This window comes from Streptomyces sp. NPDC101237 (genome assembly GCF_044767465.1).
In the GTDB taxonomy this organism is placed as follows: domain Bacteria; phylum Actinomycetota; class Actinomycetes; order Streptomycetales; family Streptomycetaceae; genus Streptomyces; species Streptomyces gramineus.
Genome location: NZ_JBIWNY010000017.1, coordinates 112957 through 131580 on the forward strand (window position 1 = coordinate 112957; position 18624 = coordinate 131580).

Consider the following 18624-nt stretch of genomic DNA (forward strand, 5'->3'; position numbering starts at 1 on the left):
CTGGAAAAGGCCTTATTCCGAGGAGAACCATGTCCGAGACCGAGACGCGTTCCGGCAAGACCCCCGTCGACTTCTGGTTCGACCCGCTGTGCCCCTGGGCGTGGATGACCTCACGCTGGGTCCTGGAGGTGGAGAAGGTCCGGGACATCGAGGTCCGCTGGCACATCATGAGCCTCGCCGTGCTCAACGAGCCCAAGCTGGACGAACTGCCCGAGGAGTACCGCGAGCTGCTGGAGACCAAGGCCTGGAAGCCGATCCGCGTGGTCACCGCGGCCTGGCAGAAGCACGGCTCCGACATCCTCGGCCCGCTCTACACCGCGCTCGGCACCCGCATCCACAACAACGGCGAGGGCCCGACGGCGGAGGCGATCGCCGGAGCGCTCGCGGACGTCGGCCTGCCGGCCGACCTGATCGACTACGCCGACCAGGAGGACTTCGAGTTCGACGCGGAGCTGCGCGCCTCCCACAAGGAGGGCATCGACAAGGTCGGCCAGGACGTCGGCACCCCGGTCATCGCGGTCCCCGGCGCGGACGGCGAGCAGATCGCCTTCTTCGGCCCGGTCGTCACCCCCGCCCCCAAGGGCGAGGAGGCGGCCCGCCTGTGGGACGGCACCCTCGCGGTCGCCTCCGTCCCCGGCTTCTACGAGATCAAGCGGACCCGCACCAAGGGCCCCGACTTCAGCAACCTGTAGGCACCGGCGCCGCCACCGGACGGCCCCCGCGCGTCACGGGCGCGCGGGGGCCGGCGGCCCGGCGGCGCGCCGCCGCTGCCGGACCGGGCCGCCCGCCGTCCGGACGCCTTGGTGACGCGGCGGGATCACGCGGCCACGGTCGTGTAGTGCGAGGCGTCGCCCGTGATCGAGTGGCTCTCCCTGCCCTCGGTGCCCACCGGGACGTCTCCGGCGAGCGTCACCCGGTGCAGCCGGCGCGGCAGCCCGTCGTAGTTGTCGACGGCGTAGTGCTGGGTGATCCGGTTGTCGAAGACCACCAGCTGGTTCGGCGACCAGCGGTGGCGCAGGATGTTCTCCGGGCGGGTGACGTAGGCCTGGAGCAGATCGAGGACCGTGCGCGACTCGGCCGGCGACAGACCGGCGATCCGTCGCGCGAACCCGCCGATGAACAGGCCGCGCTCACCGGTCAGCGGATGGACCCGCACCACCGGGTGGACCGTGCGGTAGGTGATCGAGGTGAACTGGGCGCGCTGGGCGGCCTGCCGGGCGTCGATCTCCTCGTCCGGCACGGCGTAGTCGTAGTCGTTGGTGTGCTCCGCCCACAGGGTGTCCGCCAGTCGCCGCAGCGGCTCGGGGAGCTGCCGGTAGGCGGCGGCCGCGCTCGCGATCAGGGTCTCGCCGCCGTACGGCGGGACGGTGACCGAGCGCAGGGTGGTGGCCTGCGGCGGGTTGAGGACGAACGTCACGTCCGTGTGCCAGTGGTTGGCGGCCCGGCCACGCTCGCTGTCCACCGGCAGGACGTTCGGGGCGCCGGCGATCGAGGAGACCGTCGGATGGGCGGTGGTGACCTCGCCGAAGTGCCGGACGAAGGCCTGCTGGGAGTCGTCGTCGAGGCGTACGTCGTCGAAGACGAGCGCCTTGTGCGCGTTCAGGGCCTCGCGGATCGCGGCGGCGGTCTCGGCGCCGAGCGGCCGGGAGACGTCGACGCCGGAGACCCGGGCGCCGATGTTCGCGGTGATCTTGGTGATCTCCAGGGACATGACGGTTCCTTTCAGGCGAACACGGAGTCGGCGGTGTACCGGTTGACGGGGCGGGGCAGCCCGTAGCGCTCCCGCAGGGTCCGGCGCGGGCCGTAGGAGGTGCGCAGCAGGCCACGGGCGCGCAGGACCGGCACGACGTGGTCGACGAAGGCCTCCAGGCCCGAGGGCAGCACCGGCGGCATGATGGTGAAGCCGTCGGCGGCGCCCTCGGTGAACCAGGTCCCGATCGCGTCGGCGATCTGCTCGGGCGTCCCGGCCAGGGTCAGGTGTCCACGGCCGCCGCCGAGCCGGCCGATCAGCTCCCGCACGGTCAGCCGTTCGCGGCGGGCCAGCTCGACGACCAGCGTGTACCGGCTCTTCGCGCCCTCCACGGCGTCCTCGGACGGCAGGTCGGCCGGCAGCCGCGCGTCCAGCTCCAGGGTGCCGGGGGCCAGTTGCAGGAGCCGTTCCAGACGGTCGACGCCGTACCGGTGCACGATGTGGTCCTCCAGGAGCCGCTCCTGCGCCCGCGCCTCGGCCTCGGTCGAACCGATCACCGGGACGATCCCGGGCAGCACCTTGATCCGGTCCGGGTCCCGGCCGGCCGCGGCCGTGCGCGCCTTCAGGTCGGCGTAGAAGGCCCGCGCGTCCGGCAGGGTCTGCTGCGCGGTGAACACCGCCTCCGCGTGGCGGGCCGCGAACGCCTTGCCGTCCTCGCTGGATCCCGCCTGCACCAGCAGCGGGTAACCCTGCGGGGAACGCGGCACGTTCAGGGCGCCCTCGACCCGGAAGTACGGCCCCTGGTGCCGCGGCGGGTGGATCTTCGCGTCGTCGCCCCAGACGCCGGCCGCCTTGTCGGCGACGATCGCGTCGTCCTCCCAGCTGTCCCACAGCTTCAGGGCCACGTCGAGGAAGTCGGCGGCCCGCGCGTACCGCTCGGCGTGCGCGGGCTCCGCGTCCAGACCGAAGTTGCGGGCCGCCTCCGCGCCCGCCGTGGTGACGATGTTCCAGCCCGCCCGGCCGCCGCTGAGGATGTCCAGGGAGGCGAACCTGCGGGCCAGGTTGTAGGGGGAGTTGTAGGAGGTGGAGGCGGTGGCGATCAGGCCGATGTGCTCGGTGGCGGTCGCCAGCGCGGTGAGCAGGGTGAGCGGTTCCAGGGCACCGGCCGGGCGCTGGGCGACACCGCCCCACAGGTGCGGGCCGTCGGCGAGGAAGAGCGAGTCGAAGGTGCCGCGTTCCGCGGCCCGGGCCAGCCGCACGTAGTGCGCGAGGTCGGTGTGCGCGTGCGGGTCGCTCTCCGCCAGGCGCCAGGACGCCTCGTGGTGACCGGTGTTCATCAGGAACGCGTTCAGGTGCAGGGTGCGGGTCATGCGGGATCCTCCGTGACACCGAGGGCGGTCAGCAGCCGGGCGCGGTAGGCGTCCCGCGGGCGGTCGTGGTCCACGGCCAGGTCCAGGCCGATCCGGCCGTCCTGAAGGACCAGGACGCGGTCGGCGAGGACGACCGCCTCGTCGACGTCGTGCGTGACGAGCAGCACGGACGGGCGGTGCCGCTGCCACAGCTCGCGCAGCAGGCGGTGCATCCGGATCCGGGTGAGGGCGTCGAGCGCGCCGAACGGCTCGTCGGCCAGGAGCAGTTCGGGCTCGCGGACCAGGGAGCGGGCCAGCGCGGCCCGCTGCGCCTCACCGCCGGACAGCTCGCCGGGCCAGGCCCGCTCCCGGCCGCCGAGCCCGACCTCGTCGAGCGCCGCGCGGCCCCTGTCCCGGGCGTCCCCGCCGTCCAGTCCCAGCACCACGTTGTCCAGCACCCGCTGCCACGGCAGCAGCCGGGAGTCCTGGAAGACCACCGACACCCGCTCCGGGGCGCTCAGTTCACCGCTGCCGCGGACCGTGTGGTCGAGCCCCGCGAGAGCCCGCAGCAGGGTGGACTTGCCGGAGCCGCTGTGCCCGAGCAGCGCGGTGAACTGCCCGGCGGGCAGGTCCAGGTCGATGCCGTCGAGGACCCTGCGGTCCCCGAACGACCGGGTCAGCCCGCGGAGCCGGACGGCCGGACGGGTCAGCTGCTCAGTGTGCGGCGCCACGACAGCACCCTCCGTTCGACGGCACGGACCACGGTGTCGGAGACGAGGCCGAAGACGCCGTAGATCAGCAGACCGACCAGGATGATGTCGCTGCGGCCGTAGTTCTGGGCCTGGAACATCATGTAGCCGAGGCCGCTGGTGGCGTTGATCTGCTCCAGGACGACCAGCCCGAGCCAGGATCCGGTGACGCCGAGCCGGAGCCCCACGAAGAATCCGGGCAGCGCGCCGGGGATCACGATCGTCCTGATGAACCGCGGCCGCGACAGGTCCAGCACCTCGGCGAGTTCGACGTACCGGCTGTCGATCGCGGACAGCGCGGCGTGCGTGTTCAGGTAGACCGGGATGTAGACGACGATCGCGATGATCGCGACCTTGAAGGTCTCGCCGATGCCCAGCCAGAGGATGAACAGCGGGATCAGGCCGAGGGTCGGGATCGCCCGGTTGATCTGCACGGTCCCGTCGATCAGCGCCTCGCCGGTCCGGCTGAGACCCGCGGCCAGCGCCAGCAGCACCCCGGCGGCCAGCCCGATCGCGAAGCCGTACCCGGCCCGCTCCACCGAGGTCAGGACGTCGGTGCGCAGTGTCCCGGCCGTCCACAGGTGGACGGCGGTGTCCAGCACGGTCCACGGCGCCGGGACCGCGCCGGGGTCGAGCCGTCCGGCGGCGGACGCGATCGCCCAGGCGGCCAGCACGAGCAGCGGCCCGGCCAGGCGGGCGGCGGGCAGCCGGCGGCCGGGGGAGAGGCGGCGCCGCGGACGGACCCGGTGGTCCTCCTGTGCCACGGGAACCGGCGCGGTGCCGGTGGCCACGGTGGTCATGTGCGGTACTCCGCCGGTACGGCCCGCGCGGCGAGGGACTCGAAGCGGTGGTCGAAGAGCGAGGAGACGTCGGTCTTCTTCACGAAGCCGCCCGCGGCCAGCAGATCCGCGGTCTCCTGCTCCCAGGCGACCGCCTCGTCCCAGCTCGGCGGGAACAGCGGCTTGTTGGCGAGCCGGGTGATGCCCCGCGCCTGCGCGAGGGTCAGGTTCTGGGTCTTCACGTAGAACTCCTCGTTCCAGGTGTCCGGGTTCTCCCACTGCCAGACCAGGCCCCTGGCCCACTGCGGGACGTACGCGGCGACCGCGGCCGCCTTGGCCCGGTCGTTCAGGACCGTCTGCGGCGCCCACAGCAGGCTGAGCAGGTCGACGACGTCGGTGGCGATCGTGCGGGCGCCCTTCGCCGCGTACTGCTGGAGGTAGGACGGCGCCTGGGTGTTGGCCAGCGGGGCCACGTCGACCTGGCCGGACTGCAGGGCCGTGAGGAACTGGTTGCTGGTCAGCTGCACCAGCCGCACGTCGTCGTAGGCGAGCTGTGCCTCCTTCAGCGCCCGCAGCAGTACGACGCCCTGGGCCTGTCCCTGCGAGAAGGCGAGCTTCTTCCCCCGGAAGTCGGCGACCGTGCGGATGTCGCTGCCGGGCTTCGTGGCGAACAGGTAGTTGGGCCTGCGGGTGATGTTGATCGCCACGATCTTCGCCGCGAAACCCTGGAACTGCGCCTGGATCGGCGGGATCCCCGCGTTGTTGGCGAGATCGAGGGACTTCGCGCGGAACGCGTTGATGACGTCGGGACCGGCCCCGATGTTCAGCCAGCTCGACACCGTGAACGGCAGCGGAGGCAGTTTCGCCAGCTTGAACTGGAGCTGCTGGGTGTTCAGGTAGGAGGCGATCTTCAGGCTGGTGCCGGCCGGCACCTCGGTGGCGAGCCGGGCGGTGGACGCGCCCGCCGTCTCGGCGGCGGCCGTGGAGCCCGCGCAGCCGCCGAGCCCGGCCACGGCCGCCGAGGCGCCGAGCAGCGAGGTGAGGAAGAGCCGGCGGTCGACGCCGGAGGAGGACGCAGAAGGCATGGGAGGACTCCCGGAGAAAAAGCGGCCGAAAGGCGGCTGAAAAACGGTGGAAAGACGGCGCGAGGCAGCTCGGATTCGCGGCGCGCGGCGGCCGGGAAGAGAGGACTCACACGTCGGGAAATACGCGCCCCGGGCGCGTCAAGACGTCAGCAACAGAGGGTGCGACAGGTCATGGGAAGGATGGTCCTTGCCGTGGACGACGGCTGTCAATATTCCGAGTTTCTGAATTAAATAAGCCGTGGTGACGCGCTCAGCGGGTCCCGGTACAGCACGTCGAGGACCACCGAACCGCCCGCCACCGCGAGCACCCGGTCCCCGAAACTGGTCGGCGCGACCACGGCCGCCCGCCCCGGCCCGACCGCCTCCCGCAGCGCGGCCAGACAGTCCTCGCGGTGCAGCACACCCACCTCGGTGACCACCACGCTCTCCGGGTTGAGCACGTCGAGCAGCAGCCCCGCCGCCCGCCCGGTCAGCCGCGCCCGCTCCACCAGCAGCCGCACCGCGACCGCGTCACCGGCGCCGGCCGCCGCCAGGACGTCCATCGGACCCGCGCCGCGGCCCACGACCCCGGCCGCGCGGGCCCGCCGCACCAGCGTCCGCTCGCTCAGCTCCGCCTGGAGGCAGCCGGTGCGCCCGCAGCCGCAGGGTTCGGTGCCGCCCGGCACCGGGAGATGGGCGATCGTGCCGGCCTGCGAGCGCGGACCGTGGTGCACCTCGTCGCCGGTGGCGAAGGCCGCGTCGACCACGTTGCCGACGAACAGGTGCAGCACGCTCCGGCGGTCCCGGGCCCGCCCGAACAGCCGCTCCCCGTTGACCAGCGCCCGCGCGTGCCCGTCCACGTGGACCGCCAGTCCGGTCCCGGCGCCGAGCAGGTCACGCACCGGCACCTCGCGCCAGCCCAGCAGCGGATGCTCGACGACGGTCCCGGAGTCCCGGTCCACCCAGCCGCCGACCGCGACCCCGACACCCAGCGGACGGCTGCCCGGCGCGCCGTCGAGCAGCGCGGCCAGCCCCGCGGCGGCCCGCTCCAGCACCGCGCCCGGCTCGGTGTCCCGGTGCCTCAGCTCCCGCCGCACGAGCACCCGGCCGCGCAGGTCGAGCAGCGCGACCGTGGTGTAGGGCACGGCCACGTGCACCCCGCCGACCACGAACCGCGAGTCGTCCAGGTCGACGGGCACGTGCGGCCGGCCCACCGAGCGGGCCCGCCGGGGCGTCCGCGCCTCCCGGATCAGGCCGAGTTCGGTGAACCGGGCGCAGTAGTCGGTGACCGAGGCCGGGGACAGGCCGGTCAGCCGGGCGATGGTGGAGCGGGCCACCGGCCCGTGCTCCAGCACCGACCTGAGCACCACGCTGGCGCTGGTGCGCCGCCGGTCGCCGGCGGGTGAGGTGAGCGGGGGTGCCGCGGTGGGGGGCATGGATGCGTCCTCGGGAACGGGGGCCGACACGTCGTCGCGGGCGAGGCGCGCCGGGACCGGTCCCTGCCGCGCGGCCTCAGACCGGACGGCGACAGGTGGCGGCCCCTTGCCGTCGCAGGTCGACATAGCGACGCGACGTGAGGTTCCGGGACTGGGCGGCCATGGCCGAGAGCGTAGGACAGCGGCCCGGAATCCCACCAGACCACGGGGATTCGATTGGCGGAACTCCACAGGCCTGTTCAACGCCGTTGACGTGACTGAAACATCTCTGCCTCAGTGATCGGCGTCACCCCGCGGCACGTGTAGCCCCCCTTCTTTGTGGGGAGCCCACCATGTGCCCGTCGCGGCCTTTGTCGATGGCTGACGTGTTCGGCTCAGGCGGCCCGGGATAGCGTCACGGTGTCCCCTGCCCGCCCGCCCACCTTCACCCCGCGGAGTCCCCATGAGCACCGCCACCGCAGCCGCGTCGACCCGCACCGGCACCGTCCTCGCCGACCTCCTGCCCGTGTCCCGGGTGCGCGACGTCGCCCTCGTGGCCGGCGGCGCCGCGCTCACCGGCCTCGCCGCGCAGATCGCCGTCCCGGTGCCGGGCTCCCCGGTCCCGGTCACCGGCCAGACCTTCGCGGCCCTGCTCGTCGGCACCGCGCTCGGCGCCCGCCGCGGCCTGCTCTCCCTCACGCTGTACGCGCTGGTGGGCCTGGCGGGCGTGCCGTGGTTCGCGAGCGGCACCTCCGGCGTCTCCGTCTCCTTCGGCTACATCCTCGGCATGATGCTCGCCTCCGCCGTCGTGGGCGCCCTGGCCCGGCGCGGCGCCGACCGCGGCATGCTGCGGATGGCGGGCGCGATGCTGCTCGGCGAGGCGCTCATCTACGCGGTCGGCGTGCCCTACCTCGCCTACGCCGCGCACCTGTCCGCGTCCGCGGCGATCGCCGCCGGCCTCACCCCGTTCCTGATCGGCGACGCCGTGAAGGCCCTCCTGGCCATGGGCGCGATGCCCGCCGCGTGGAAGCTCGCCGGCAAGAACTGAACGACCGCAGGCCGAGCGGGGGCCCGGGGCGCGCACGCGCCCCGGGCCCCCGCTCGTGTGCGTCCCGCTCCCCGCTCAGTCCGCCCGCCGCCGTGACCACCACACGCCCGCCGCGCCGGCCGCGACCAGCGCGGCACCGGCCGCGCCGAGCGGCATCACGTCGGGGCTCGCACCGGTCTTCGGCAGCTGGTCGCCGCCCGGTCCCACCGGCTTGTTGTCGGTGCCGAGCAGCAGCGGGGTGGCCGGCGCGTTCGGCGACGGGTTCGTCGTACCGAAGGGCACCGGGCCCTGCTGCCAGAACGTCTTCTTCCCGTCCGCGCTCTGCACGGGCAGGCAGATCTTCCCCGTCCTGCCCAGGTCGAACGTGGCGTCGACCGCGTACGACCTCGACTTTCCCGCGCCGAGCACGCCGACCGGGCAGCTGAAGCCGCTGTTGGAACCGGCCGGCAGATCCTTGGCTGCGACGGCCTCGCAGCCCCGCACCCCGGTGACCTTCAGGCCGTCGAAACCGACCACCAGAAGCCTGAGGCCGGCGCTGTCCTTGGTCCCTTCGTTCCTGACGGTGGCGGTGATCGCCGTCTTCCGCGAACTGTTGTCGACCGAGATCCTCCCGGGCAGTGTCGTCGTCGGCCGCACCCCCGCGGGTGCCTGGTCGACCGCCTTTCCCCCCTTGCCGCTCGCCGGTCCCTGGTCATCGGCGGCAGCCGTGAACGGGAGGATCATCACGGCCGAGAAAGATGCCGCGACGAGCGATCCCGTGACAACCGCCCTACGACGAGAACTCATGTTCGTCCCCCTTGCAGCCCCCTGGACCGCACCTGAATTCGCGGTCACTTGAAGAGGTACCACAAGATTTCTCCGCACTATGCTGGTACGGCCGTAAGTGTGACCATTGTGGGGCGCCGGTGGCGGTCGTTGAGGGGGTGCGGCGAATTGCCGGAGAATTCAGGGAGTTCAGAGATCTCGGAGAATTCCGGTGGTCCAGGGAATTCGGTTGGCCGAGTGAATTCGGGGAGGGCGGGGGCCGGTGGTGTCCCGGGGCTGCTGGTGGCCGGCCGCTACCGGCTGGCCGCGAGTATCGGGCAGGGGGGCATGGGTCGGGTGTGGCGGGCCACCGACGGGGTGCTCGACCGGCAGGTCGCCGTCAAGGAGATGCGGATCGACGGCCTCGACGCCGAGGACGCCCGCACCCGCCGGGAACGCACCCTGCGCGAGGCCAGGGCCACCGCCCGCATCGACCACCCCAACGTCGTACGGGTCTACGACGTCGTCGAGGAGGGCGAACGCCTGTGGATCGTCATGGAGCTGGTCATCGGCCGCTCCCTGGAGTGGATCATGGCGGAGGAGGGGGCGCTGAGTCCGCGGGCCGCGGCCCGGATCGGCCTCGGCCTGGTCGCCGCGCTGCGGCAGGTGCACGCCGGGGGAGTGCTGCACCGGGACATCAAACCCGGCAACGTGCTGGTCGAGAGCACCGCGGGCCGCGTCGTCCTCACCGACTTCGGCATCGCGGCGATCCAGGACGCCAAGGCACTGACCATGGTCGGCATGCTCGTCGGCTCGCCCGACTACATGGCGCCCGAGCGGATCTCCGGACGCCCGCAGGGCCCGCCGTCCGACGTCTGGTCGCTCGGCGCGACCCTGTGCGCGGCCCTGGCCGGCCGCTCCCCCTTCTCCCGCGACACCACCCTGGCCACCCTGCACGCGGTCCTCTACGAAGAACCCGAACTCCCCGCGGCGGCCGGACCGCTGCACGGCCTGCTGGCGGCGCTGCTCGCGAAGGAACCGGCGCTCCGACCGGGACTGGCCGAGGTCGAGGAGACCCTGCACCCGGTGGCCCACCCGCCGCAGACCCCGACGGTGGCGCATCCGGCGCCGCCTCCCCTCCCGGCGCAGCGCCCGGTCCCGACGCACGTGGACCTGGCGGAACCGCGCGCCGCGGAGCCGCGGGAGGAGCGTCCGCGGCCGACGCGATTGGAGACACCTCCGCCGGTGAGCGCTGCGAAGCGGGCGGCGACGGAGTCCCGCCCGGAGCCCGCCTCCGGCACCGTGGCGGACCCCGCGCCGCAGCCGCCGGCGGCCGGGCCGCGGCGCGCGACCGGCCACGACGTACCCGCGGCCGCCCCCCGGCGCAGGACCCCCCGGCGCACCGCGCTCCTGGCCGTGCTGGGGGCCGCGGCGGTGGCCACCGCCGCGGCCGTCATCGTCGCCACCACGGCGGACGGCGGTGCGGGCCCGGCGGCCGGCGGCTCCCCGGCCGCCTCGACCGCCTCGGCCGCGACGTCCACCGCGCCGGCGCCCACCGTCGAGGGCACCACCCGCCCCCGCACCCTCCCGCCCGGCGCCCACGAGGAGGCCGGCGGCTTCGCCTGGGTGACCCCGAAGGGCTGGCGCAGGGACGTGAAGACCGGTGCCGAGGTGCACTACACCTCGCCCGACGGCAGCCAGGAGCTGGTCGCCAAGTCCTCCCTGGCGCGGGGCGACCTCATGGACAGCTGGCGGGCCTCCGAGCTCAGCGCCCGCCAGGGCCGGGACTACCGCAAGATCCGGCTGGCCGAGACGGTGTTCCGCGGCCGTCCGGCGGTGGTCTGGGAGTACACCTTCACGCTCAAGGGCGTCCCCTGGCACGCACGGCTGCTGGGCTTCGACGCCGAGGGGACGTCGTACCAGGTCAACACCTGGTACCAGCCGGCGGTCGAAGCCCAGGCCGTGCGGACCTACGAGCAGGTCAAGGAGGATTTCACCCTGCTGTGACCGGGCGGTCCGGTCAGCCGACGGACACCTTGTCGGCGGGCTCGGCGGCCTGGGCGGCAGCCGCCGCGCGGCCCGTGGTGACCTTCTGCTTCACCAGGGCGACCGCGATCACGAGCGCCGCGACGAGCAGCGACAGCAGCACGGTGGTACGGCCGCTGCTCTCGCCCTGCGTGTCGGTCAGCATGTAACCGAGGACGAACACGATCAGACCGGCCGTCGCCCAGGTCAGGTACGGGTACAGCCACATCCTCACGACGAGCTTCTCCGGCGCCTCGGCCTGGATGATCTTCCGCATGCGCAGCTGCGAGAAGCAGATGACCAGCCACACGAACAGGGCGACCGCGCCGGAGGAGTTGACCAGGAAGAGGAAGACGGAGTCCGGGAACCGGTAGTTGAAGAAGACGGCGACGAACCCGAAGACGACGGAGGAGACGATCGCGGTCATCGGCACACCGCGCGAGGTGGTGCGGGCGAACGCCTTCGGCGCGTCACCGCGCTGCCCGAGCGAGAACGCCATCCGGGAGGCCGTGTACAGACCCGAGTTGAGACAGGACAGCACCGACGTCAGCACGATGACGTTCATGATCTGGCCGGCGTGCGCGATGCCGAGGGAGTCGAGGGCGGCGACGTACGAGCCCTTCTCCTTGATCGACGGGTCGTTCCACGGCAGCAGCGCGATGACGATGAGGATCGAGCCGAGGTAGAAGACGCCGATCCGCCAGATGATGCTGTTGGTCGACTTGGTGACCGCGCGCTGCGGGTTCTCCGACTCGCCGGCCGCCAGCGTGGCGATCTCGCTGCCCATGAAGGAGAAGACGACCAGCAGGACGCCGGTGAGGATGGCGCCGGGCCCGTGGGGCAGGAAGCCGCCGTGGCCGGTCAGGTTGCCGAAGCTCGCCTGGTCGGTGTGGACACCGGGCAGCACCCCGAGGACGGCCAGCAGGCCGACGACGATGAACGCGCCGATCGCGACGACCTTGATCCCGGCGAACCAGAACTCGAACTCGCCGTAGGAGCCGACCGAGACCAGGTTGGTGGCGGTGAGGACCACCATCACGATGAGCGCCCAGCCCCACTGGGGCACGGCCGGGATCCAGCCCTCCAGGATCTTGGCACCGGCGGTCGCCTCGACCGCCAGCACCACGACCCAGAAGAACCAGTACAGCCAGCCGATGGAGAACCCGGCCCAGCGGCCGAGCGCGCGGTCCGCGTGCGCGGAGAACGAACCGGAGGTCGGATGGGCGGCGGACATCTCGCCGAGCATCCGCATCACGAGGACGACGAGCGTGCCGACGAGGGCGTACGACAGCAGGATGCCGGGTCCCGCGGTGGCGATGCCCGAGCTGGAGCCGACGAAGAGACCGGCGCCGATGACACCGCCGATGGCGATCATCGACAGATGGCGGTTCTTGAGTCCTGCGTGCAGACCGGTGCCGGCGCCGGTGCCGGGGTCTCCGGCCGGGGGCGGGGCAGTCGGGTTCGGCTGCGAAGTCATGGGGGAATTCCTTTGCGCCGTTGAGCGGGGGTGAGTGGGGGTCCCGTACGAGCGGCGTACGAGTTGGTCCAGTGAAACGGAGGCGAAGGAATTCCTGAACCTTTGAATCCATATCGTTACTTGAGGTTTTCCTGAGGTTCTGTAGTCTTACTCACACTTTCCGGGGGCATGGCCCCTGTACTGCCGCGCCATGGCCGCCATGTCACACTCGACCCATGCGCGTGTATCTCGGCTCCGACCATGCGGGCTTCGAACTCAAGAACCACCTCGTCGAGTGGCTGAAGGCGGCGGGCCACGACCCCGTCGACTGCGGTCCCCACATCTACGACGCCCAGGACGACTACCCGCCCTTCTGCCTCCGCGCGGCCGAGCGGACGGCGGCGGACCCCGAGTCCCTCGGCATCGTGATCGGCGGCTCCGGCAACGGTGAGCAGATCGCCGCGAACAAGGTGAAGGGCGTGCGCGCGGCGCTCGCCTGGAGCGAGGAGACCGCCTCCCTCGGCCGTGAGCACAACAACGCCAACGTCGTCGCGGTCGGCGCGCGGATGCACACCCAGGAGGAGGCGACGAGGTTCGTCGAGACCTTCCTGAACACGCCGTTCTCCCAGGGCGAGCGCCACATCCGCCGCATCGAGATGCTCGACGCGTACGAGAGCACCGGCGCCCTCCCGCCCATCCCGGCGCACCACCCGCAGCCGTAGCGTCCGCCGCCCGGCGGGGGCCGGCCGCGCAGCACCCGCCCCCGCCGCCGGCAGGAAAGGAACCGCCTCAGTGCCAGAGGGGCACACGATCCACCGGCTCGCGCTGGACTACCGCCGGCTGACCGGACCCGTGCGGGCCGACAGCCCGCAGGGCAAGTTCTCCGACGCCGCCCAGCTCATCGACGGTGCGCCTCTCACCCGCACCGAAGCCCACGGCAAGCACCTCTTCCTGGGCTTCCGCGACGGCGACTGGGTCCACATCCACCTCGGCCTCTTCGGCAAGGTCGGCTTCGGCGACGCACCCGCGCCCCCGGCCACCGACACCGTCCGCCTCCGCCTCGCCGACGCCACCTCCTACGTCGACCTGCGCGGCCCCACCACCTGCGCCCTGATCACCGACGCGGAGAAGGACGCCGTACACGCCCGGCTCGGCCCGGATCCGCTGCGCGCCGACGCCGACCCGGACAGCGCGTACCGGAAGATCTCCCGCAGCCGTACGACCGTCGCCGCGCTGCTGATGGACCAGAAGGTCATCGCGGGCGTGGGCAACGTCTACCGCGCGGAGGTGCTGTTCCGGCACGGCATCGACCCGTACCGCGCGGGCCGGGACCTCGGCCGCGCCGAGTGGGACGCCGTCTGGGCCGATCTCGTCGCCCTCATGCGCGACGGAGTGCGCGACAACCGCATCGACACCGTCCGGCCCGAGCACAGCCCCGAGGCCATGGGGCGTGCGCCGCGCGTCGACGACCACGGCGGCGAGGTGTACGTCTACCGCCGGGCGGGCCTGCCCTGCCATGTCTGCGGCACCCACGTCGCGACGGCCGGCCTGGCCGCCCGCAACCTCTTCTGGTGTCCCCGCTGCCAGAGCCGGCCCTAGGACCCGGCGGTCCGGGCGGGGGCTAGAAGCCGTGCGGCAGCCACGGCAGGGCCGGCGAGCCGAACGCCGCCGACGCCTCCGCGAGCGCACCCGCCCGCACCTCACGCACCCGGTCCGCCCGGGCCAGCGACGTCAGGGAGACACCGCCGAGGTAGGCCGCCGCCAGCTCCCGTACCGACAGGGCGAGTTCGGCCGCGTCCGTCGTACGCTCGCAGGACGCGCCCTTGGCGTCGCCGGTCAGCCGCCAACGCCCCGTGTTCCAGGGGCAGAAGGCGTCCGCGACGTCCAATACCACGTCCACCGGCGCCTGGTAGGTCCGCGCCGCCAGCGCCCGGCCGACGTCGACGAGACGCAGATACCCCATGTCCCGCACCCGCGTCAGACAGCGCCGGATGTCGGACACCAGGAACTGCCAGGCGTCGTCGACCGGCCGCCCCCGCAGCGTCAGCTTCGACATCAGGTCGATGCCGAACAGGAACCGCCACAGCGCCGCGTCGCTCGCCGGGTCCAGCGCCGCCAGGTCCTCCAGCACCACCGTGCCGTCGTGCCCGCTCGGCGTCCAGCCCATCTTGGTCCGGAACCGGGCGTACCCGGTGACCCGCCCGTCCCGCTCGGCGACCACGCACTGCAGCGCCGAGGCCCCGTCCCGGCCGCTCTCCGGGTCCACCAGGAACGCCCGCTCCCAGCCCGGCTGCCGGGCCAGCATCCCGGGCCGCAGCGGCACCAGCTCCGCGTACACCGCCTCGCACGCGTCGAGCGCGGATGCGGGCTCGGCGTACCTGATCCGTACGTCGTCGGTACCGGCCGGCACGGACAGCGTGACCCGGCTCGTGTCGATCTCGGCAAGCAACTGCTGTACGGCCATGTCGTACCCGAAGCGGCCGTAGATCGCCGGTTCGGATGCGGTCAGCGCGGCGAGCGCCTCCCCGCGCTCCCGTACGTCGTCCAGCTGGCGGCGCATCATCGCGGTCAGCACCCCGCGCCGCCGGTGCGTCGCGGACACGCTCACCATGGTGACGCCGGCCACGGGCAGCACCGCGCCGCCCGGCACGGTCATCCGGAAACTGAACGCCCCGCCCGTCCCGACCACCTCGGTGCCGTCCCAGACGGCCAGCGAGCGCTCGAACTCCGTGAGGGAGCGGTCCAGTTCACGTTCCTCCGCCGACGCGGGGCCGGCCCCGAAGGCCCGCACCAGGTGGTCCCACCACCCGTCGAACTCCTCGGCACGCAGCACCTTCAGCTCGGTCGTACGGTCGCTCGCCATGCGCCATGCCTACCAGGGACGATGCGGTACGGGCCAGCGAATTTCTCCCGGACGGCGACGCGGGGCCGTCCGGTGAAGTTCACTGTGAAGTCGCACCCGAAGGCGAGCCTCGGACGGGGGACAAGTGGGACCTCCCGTGCCGAGCGGCCGGTCCGATGGATAGGGTCCCGAACTGATGGCAGTAGACGGAGAGCGGCGCGGGAAGGCCGAGACCTTCACGGCCCGGTGCAGGATGCAGTGGCACCGGGTCCGCGTCGGGCTGCGCAGAAGCGCCGTGGACTACTTCCGCGGCGACGGCTCCGACTGGATCGCGCTCGCCGGACTGCTGCTGACGGTCCCCGTGCTGGCGGCCATGACCCTCGCCAACTCGGTGTGGTTCTCACCGGCCTCGCTGGTCCTGCCGATCATCGTGGGCGGCCTGCTGCTGCGCCCGGCGAGCCTGCTCGGCCTGTACGGGGCGGGGGCCACGGCACTGATCGTGGAGTCGGTCCGGCTCGGCCCCTACACCGAGGGCCCCTCCCGGGTCACCCCCGGCGTGGTCCTGGTCGTGGCGGCCTGCGGCTTCTTCGGCCTCCTCACCGCACAGTTCCGCAGCCGGGTCGGCGTGCCCTGGCGGCGCGGCGGCACCATGCTCTTCGACCTGCGCGAACGCATCAGGGTGCAGAGCAAGCTGCCGAAGCTGCCGCCGGGCTGGCACCGCGAGATGGCGCTGCGGCCGGCCGGCGGACAGTCCTTCTCCGGCGACTTCGTGGTCGCCGCCCGCACCAACAACGGCCGCACCATGGAGGTCGTCCTCACGGACGTCTCCGGCAAGGGCATGGACGCGGCCTCCCGCGCCCTGCTGCTGTCCGGCGCCTTCGGCGGCCTCCTCGGGTCCCTGCCCCCGCACGCCTTCCTCACCGCCGCCAACGGCTACCTCCTGCGCCAGGACTGGGACGAGGGCTTCGCCACCTCGATCCACCTCGTCCTCGACCTGGACTCCGGCGACTACGAGCTCTACTCCGCGGGGCATCCGCCGGGCCTCCAGCTCAGCGCGGGCAGCGGCCGCTGGGAGGAGAAGGCCGCGGAGGGCCCGCTCCTGGGGGTCTACGACGGCGCGCAGTTCGACTCGGTCAAGGGCTCGCTGCGCCCGGGCGACGTCCTGATGCTCTTCACCGACGGCCTGGTCGAGACGTCGGACCGGGACATCGTGGAGGGCATCGACCGGCTCACGGGGGAGGCGGACCGCTATGTGGCGGGCGGCTTCCACGGTGCGGCCTGGCACCTCATCGAGGCCGTCGCCAAGGACGTCAACGACGACCGCGCGCTGCTGCTGATCTGCCGCGAAGCGGCGAGGTGAGCCGCCCGGCGCCGAACGGGCGCCGGTGAGCGGCACGCCCCGCCGCGCGATACTCGCACCATGACCCGGACCCCGCTCTCCCTTCCCGACGTCGAGGAGCTCGCCCGAACCGCGCACGCCGCGCAGACCGACAAGGCCGGGCGCCCCTACGCCGAGCACCTCGCCGCCGTCGCCGAAGGCGTCCGCGCCCGCGGCGGCGACCCCGAACAGATCGCCGCCGCCTGGCTGCACGACGCCGTCGAGGACCACGTCCTGACCCCGCGGGAACTGGCCGCGGCTCCCGTCACCGATCGGACCAGGGCCATCGTCCTCGCGGTCACCAAACGCCCCGGCGAGTCCCCCGAGGCGTACGCCCGCCGCATTCTCGACACCCCGGGCGCGCTCCTGGTCAAACAGGCCGACCTCGCGCACAACGCGGACCCCGGCCGGCTCGCCGTGCTCGACGAGGCCACCCGGAAACGGCTGACCGAGAAGTACGCCCGGATGCGCGCGCTCCTCGGTCTCCCGGCGTAGCGGAATCAGACGCCGGCGGTCCTGCGGCCGTCCTGGCCCTCGCGCTCGCGGGGGCTCTGCCGGCCGCGCGCGAGTTCCGCCGCGTCCTGCCGGAACGCCCACGCCATGTCCGGCTCCATGGCGAACCGGAACACCCGCCGGACCGGCGCGGAGCACAGCAGCGTGACGACGGTGCCGGCGATCACGGTGACGAGGATCTCGCCGCGCGGGCCGTGCAGCCACCGCGGGTCGAACCAGCCCGCGTGGTCGGCGTACTTCACGACGAAACCGTGCAGCAGGTAGCCGTACAGCGTGCCCGCGCCCAGTGCCGTGAACCACATCCGGCGGCCCGGCACCCAGGACAGGAAACCGGCCGTCAGCACCATCGAGCAGCCGAACATCGCGAGCACCATGACCGGCCCGCACCACCACGGCACACCCAGCTCCTGCGCGGAGTCCCGGTGGTAGAACCAGGCGGTGTTCATCCGCGGCACCGACCACCAGGAGAACGCCAGCGCGAGGGCGAACACCGGCACCGCGGCGATCCGCACCGGCCACCGGCGGACCAGCGCGAAGTGCTCGGGCCGCAGGCACAGGCCGAGCACGAAGTAGGGCAGGAACTGCAGGACCCGCTGGAGGTCCAGGTCGTCGCCGATGCTCGGGGAGACGGACGCCAGCATCGCGACGCCGAAGGCGAGGGGCAGCGGATGGCGGACCGCCCGCCAGACCGGCGTGGTCAGCCGCCAGACGAACAGCGCGCACAGGAACCAGGTCAGGTACCAGGGGTCGAGCAGGCTGATGTCCTGGCCGGGGGAGTCGTTGACGTACCGCTCGAACAGCGAATAGCCGGTCTCGAACAGGACGTACGGCACGACGACACCGGTGACCAGCCGCTTCAGCCGGTCCGGGCGCATGTCGAAGTTCCGGGAGAAGTAGCCGGAGATGATGATGAACGCCGGCATGTGGAAGGCGTACACGACGCAGTACAGCGCCTCCAGGACGCGGCTGTCGCCCTTCAGCGGCTCCCAGGAGTGCCCCATCGCGACGAGCGCGATCGCCAGGTACTTGGCGTTGTCGAAGAACGCGTCGCGCTGTCCCCGCGCCGGCGGCCGGGCCGGAGGACGCGGTGCGGGGTTCTGGCCGGGGGACGTGTCGGCGGCAAACATCTGAGGCACCCTAGCTCCGCCTGTGGGATTTCGTAAAACCACCCTTGCGAATGCCGGATATCCGCCGTGACCGCCGGTGAGCCGCCGGTTCGATTTCCGCGGCCGACTCCTGTGTTCATGCGGTTTCATGCGGCACTTACACCCGTGATGTCCTTATTCATCCCGACTAATTGGCGCATAACGCCCGCAGGTGGACCCGCCTTGTGATGCCTGTGTCAACAATTCGAATTGGCTGCGCACGTGTTGTGTGGACAACGAAACCAAGTGCGCCGATCGGCGCGGCTCGACCATCGCGCGGGGCGTCGAATTACTGTGCGGGCGGGGGCCGGTGGGCGGTGAGTTGTCGACGTTGTGTCACGGGCCGCATAGTGCGGCCGGGTTGGTGGCACGATGGTCCTGGCGGGGGTGCGGGGCAGTACCCCCGGGCCGGGAGAGCGGAACCGAC

17 protein-coding genes are annotated in these 18624 nt (G+C 72.5%); 7 read left to right on the plus strand and 10 right to left on the minus strand.

All coding sequences use genetic code 11. The features are described from left to right. The first annotated feature begins 29 nt into the window (after positions 1-29). Positions 30-692 (plus strand): DsbA family protein, encoded by a 663-nt coding sequence (locus ACIRQ9_RS25455; RefSeq protein ID WP_404177757.1) that lies wholly within the window; start codon positions 30-32, stop codon positions 690-692. 125 nt (positions 693-817) lie between these two features. On the opposite strand, the gene ACIRQ9_RS25460 is transcribed toward ACIRQ9_RS25455, so the two are convergent. From ACIRQ9_RS25460 to ACIRQ9_RS25485, 6 genes are all read right to left on the minus strand, one after another. Then, positions 818-1711 (minus strand): TauD/TfdA dioxygenase family protein, encoded by an 894-nt coding sequence (locus ACIRQ9_RS25460; protein WP_404177760.1) that lies wholly within the window; start codon positions 1709-1711, stop codon positions 818-820. 11 nt (positions 1712-1722) lie between these two features. Then, positions 1723-3060 (minus strand): LLM class flavin-dependent oxidoreductase, encoded by a 1338-nt coding sequence (locus ACIRQ9_RS25465; protein WP_404177763.1) that lies wholly within the window; start codon positions 3058-3060, stop codon positions 1723-1725. Next, a complete protein-coding gene (locus tag ACIRQ9_RS25470) occupies positions 3057-3770 on the minus strand; it encodes an ABC transporter ATP-binding protein (RefSeq protein WP_404177766.1) in 714 nt (237 codons plus the stop codon). Before ACIRQ9_RS25470 ends, ACIRQ9_RS25465 begins: the two co-directional genes overlap by 4 nt. Next, on the minus strand, positions 3746-4588 hold the full coding sequence (locus ACIRQ9_RS25475) for an ABC transporter permease (protein WP_404177769.1): 843 nt from the start codon (positions 4586-4588) through the stop codon (positions 3746-3748). The genes ACIRQ9_RS25470 and ACIRQ9_RS25475 overlap by 25 nt, the downstream gene beginning before the upstream one ends. Continuing rightward, positions 4585-5652 carry an ABC transporter substrate-binding protein gene (locus tag ACIRQ9_RS25480; RefSeq protein WP_404177772.1) on the minus strand — a complete coding sequence of 356 codons (1068 nt, stop codon included), beginning with the start codon at positions 5650-5652 and terminating at the stop codon, positions 4585-4587. The genes ACIRQ9_RS25475 and ACIRQ9_RS25480 overlap by 4 nt, the downstream gene beginning before the upstream one ends. Before the next feature lie 227 nt (positions 5653-5879). Further along, positions 5880-7067, minus strand: a complete 1188-nt coding sequence (locus ACIRQ9_RS25485; protein WP_404177775.1) for an ROK family protein — start codon at positions 7065-7067, stop codon at positions 5880-5882. A 442-nt stretch (positions 7068-7509) separates the two neighbouring features. Here ACIRQ9_RS25485 and ACIRQ9_RS25490 point away from each other — a divergent pair, with 442 nt between their 5' ends. Further along, positions 7510-8094, plus strand: coding sequence for a biotin transporter BioY (locus ACIRQ9_RS25490; RefSeq protein WP_404177778.1), 585 nt, complete (start codon positions 7510-7512; stop codon positions 8092-8094). A 75-nt stretch (positions 8095-8169) separates the two neighbouring features. On the opposite strand, the gene ACIRQ9_RS25495 is transcribed toward ACIRQ9_RS25490, so the two are convergent. Next, positions 8170-8880 (minus strand): LPXTG cell wall anchor domain-containing protein, encoded by a 711-nt coding sequence (locus ACIRQ9_RS25495; RefSeq protein WP_404177781.1) that lies wholly within the window; start codon positions 8878-8880, stop codon positions 8170-8172. A gap of 216 nt (positions 8881-9096) precedes the next feature. On the opposite strand from ACIRQ9_RS25495, the gene ACIRQ9_RS25500 reads away from it, so the two are divergent. Then, complete coding sequence (locus ACIRQ9_RS25500) at positions 9097-10845, plus strand: protein kinase (protein WP_404177784.1); 1749 nt, start codon at positions 9097-9099, stop codon at positions 10843-10845. Positions 10846-10858: 13 nt separating this feature from the next. On the opposite strand, the gene ACIRQ9_RS25505 is transcribed toward ACIRQ9_RS25500, so the two are convergent. Next, on the minus strand, positions 10859-12340 hold the full coding sequence (locus ACIRQ9_RS25505; RefSeq protein ID WP_404177787.1) for an amino acid permease: 1482 nt from the start codon (positions 12338-12340) through the stop codon (positions 10859-10861). A gap of 215 nt (positions 12341-12555) precedes the next feature. Between ACIRQ9_RS25505 and ACIRQ9_RS25510 the strand changes: the two genes are divergently transcribed. Both ACIRQ9_RS25510 and ACIRQ9_RS25515 read left to right on the plus strand, forming a co-directional pair. Beyond that, a complete protein-coding gene (locus ACIRQ9_RS25510; protein ID WP_404177790.1) occupies positions 12556-13041 on the plus strand; it encodes a ribose-5-phosphate isomerase in 486 nt (161 codons plus the stop codon). A 70-nt stretch (positions 13042-13111) separates the two neighbouring features. Beyond that, entirely contained in the window at positions 13112-13918 is an 807-nt protein-coding gene (locus tag ACIRQ9_RS25515; RefSeq protein ID WP_404177793.1) for an Fpg/Nei family DNA glycosylase, read from the plus strand. A 22-nt stretch (positions 13919-13940) separates the two neighbouring features. Here ACIRQ9_RS25515 and ACIRQ9_RS25520 read toward each other — a convergent pair whose 3' ends face one another. Continuing rightward, positions 13941-15182: a GNAT family N-acetyltransferase gene (locus tag ACIRQ9_RS25520; protein WP_404177796.1), complete on the minus strand. Its 1242-nt coding sequence runs from the start codon at positions 15180-15182 to the stop codon at positions 13941-13943. Between the two features lie 175 nt (positions 15183-15357). On the opposite strand from ACIRQ9_RS25520, the gene ACIRQ9_RS25525 reads away from it, so the two are divergent. Beyond that, a complete protein-coding gene (locus ACIRQ9_RS25525) occupies positions 15358-16521 on the plus strand; it encodes a PP2C family protein-serine/threonine phosphatase (RefSeq protein WP_404177799.1) in 1164 nt (387 codons plus the stop codon). A 60-nt stretch (positions 16522-16581) separates the two neighbouring features. After that, positions 16582-17034, plus strand: coding sequence for an HD domain-containing protein (locus ACIRQ9_RS25530; RefSeq protein ID WP_404177801.1), 453 nt, complete (start codon positions 16582-16584; stop codon positions 17032-17034). Between the two features lie 5 nt (positions 17035-17039). Here the strand turns inward: ACIRQ9_RS25530 and ACIRQ9_RS25535 are convergent, their stop codons facing one another. After that, positions 17040-18179 carry an acyltransferase family protein gene (locus tag ACIRQ9_RS25535; RefSeq protein WP_404177804.1) on the minus strand — a complete coding sequence of 380 codons (1140 nt, stop codon included), beginning with the start codon at positions 18177-18179 and terminating at the stop codon, positions 17040-17042. Between the last annotated feature and the right edge of the window lie 445 nt (positions 18180-18624).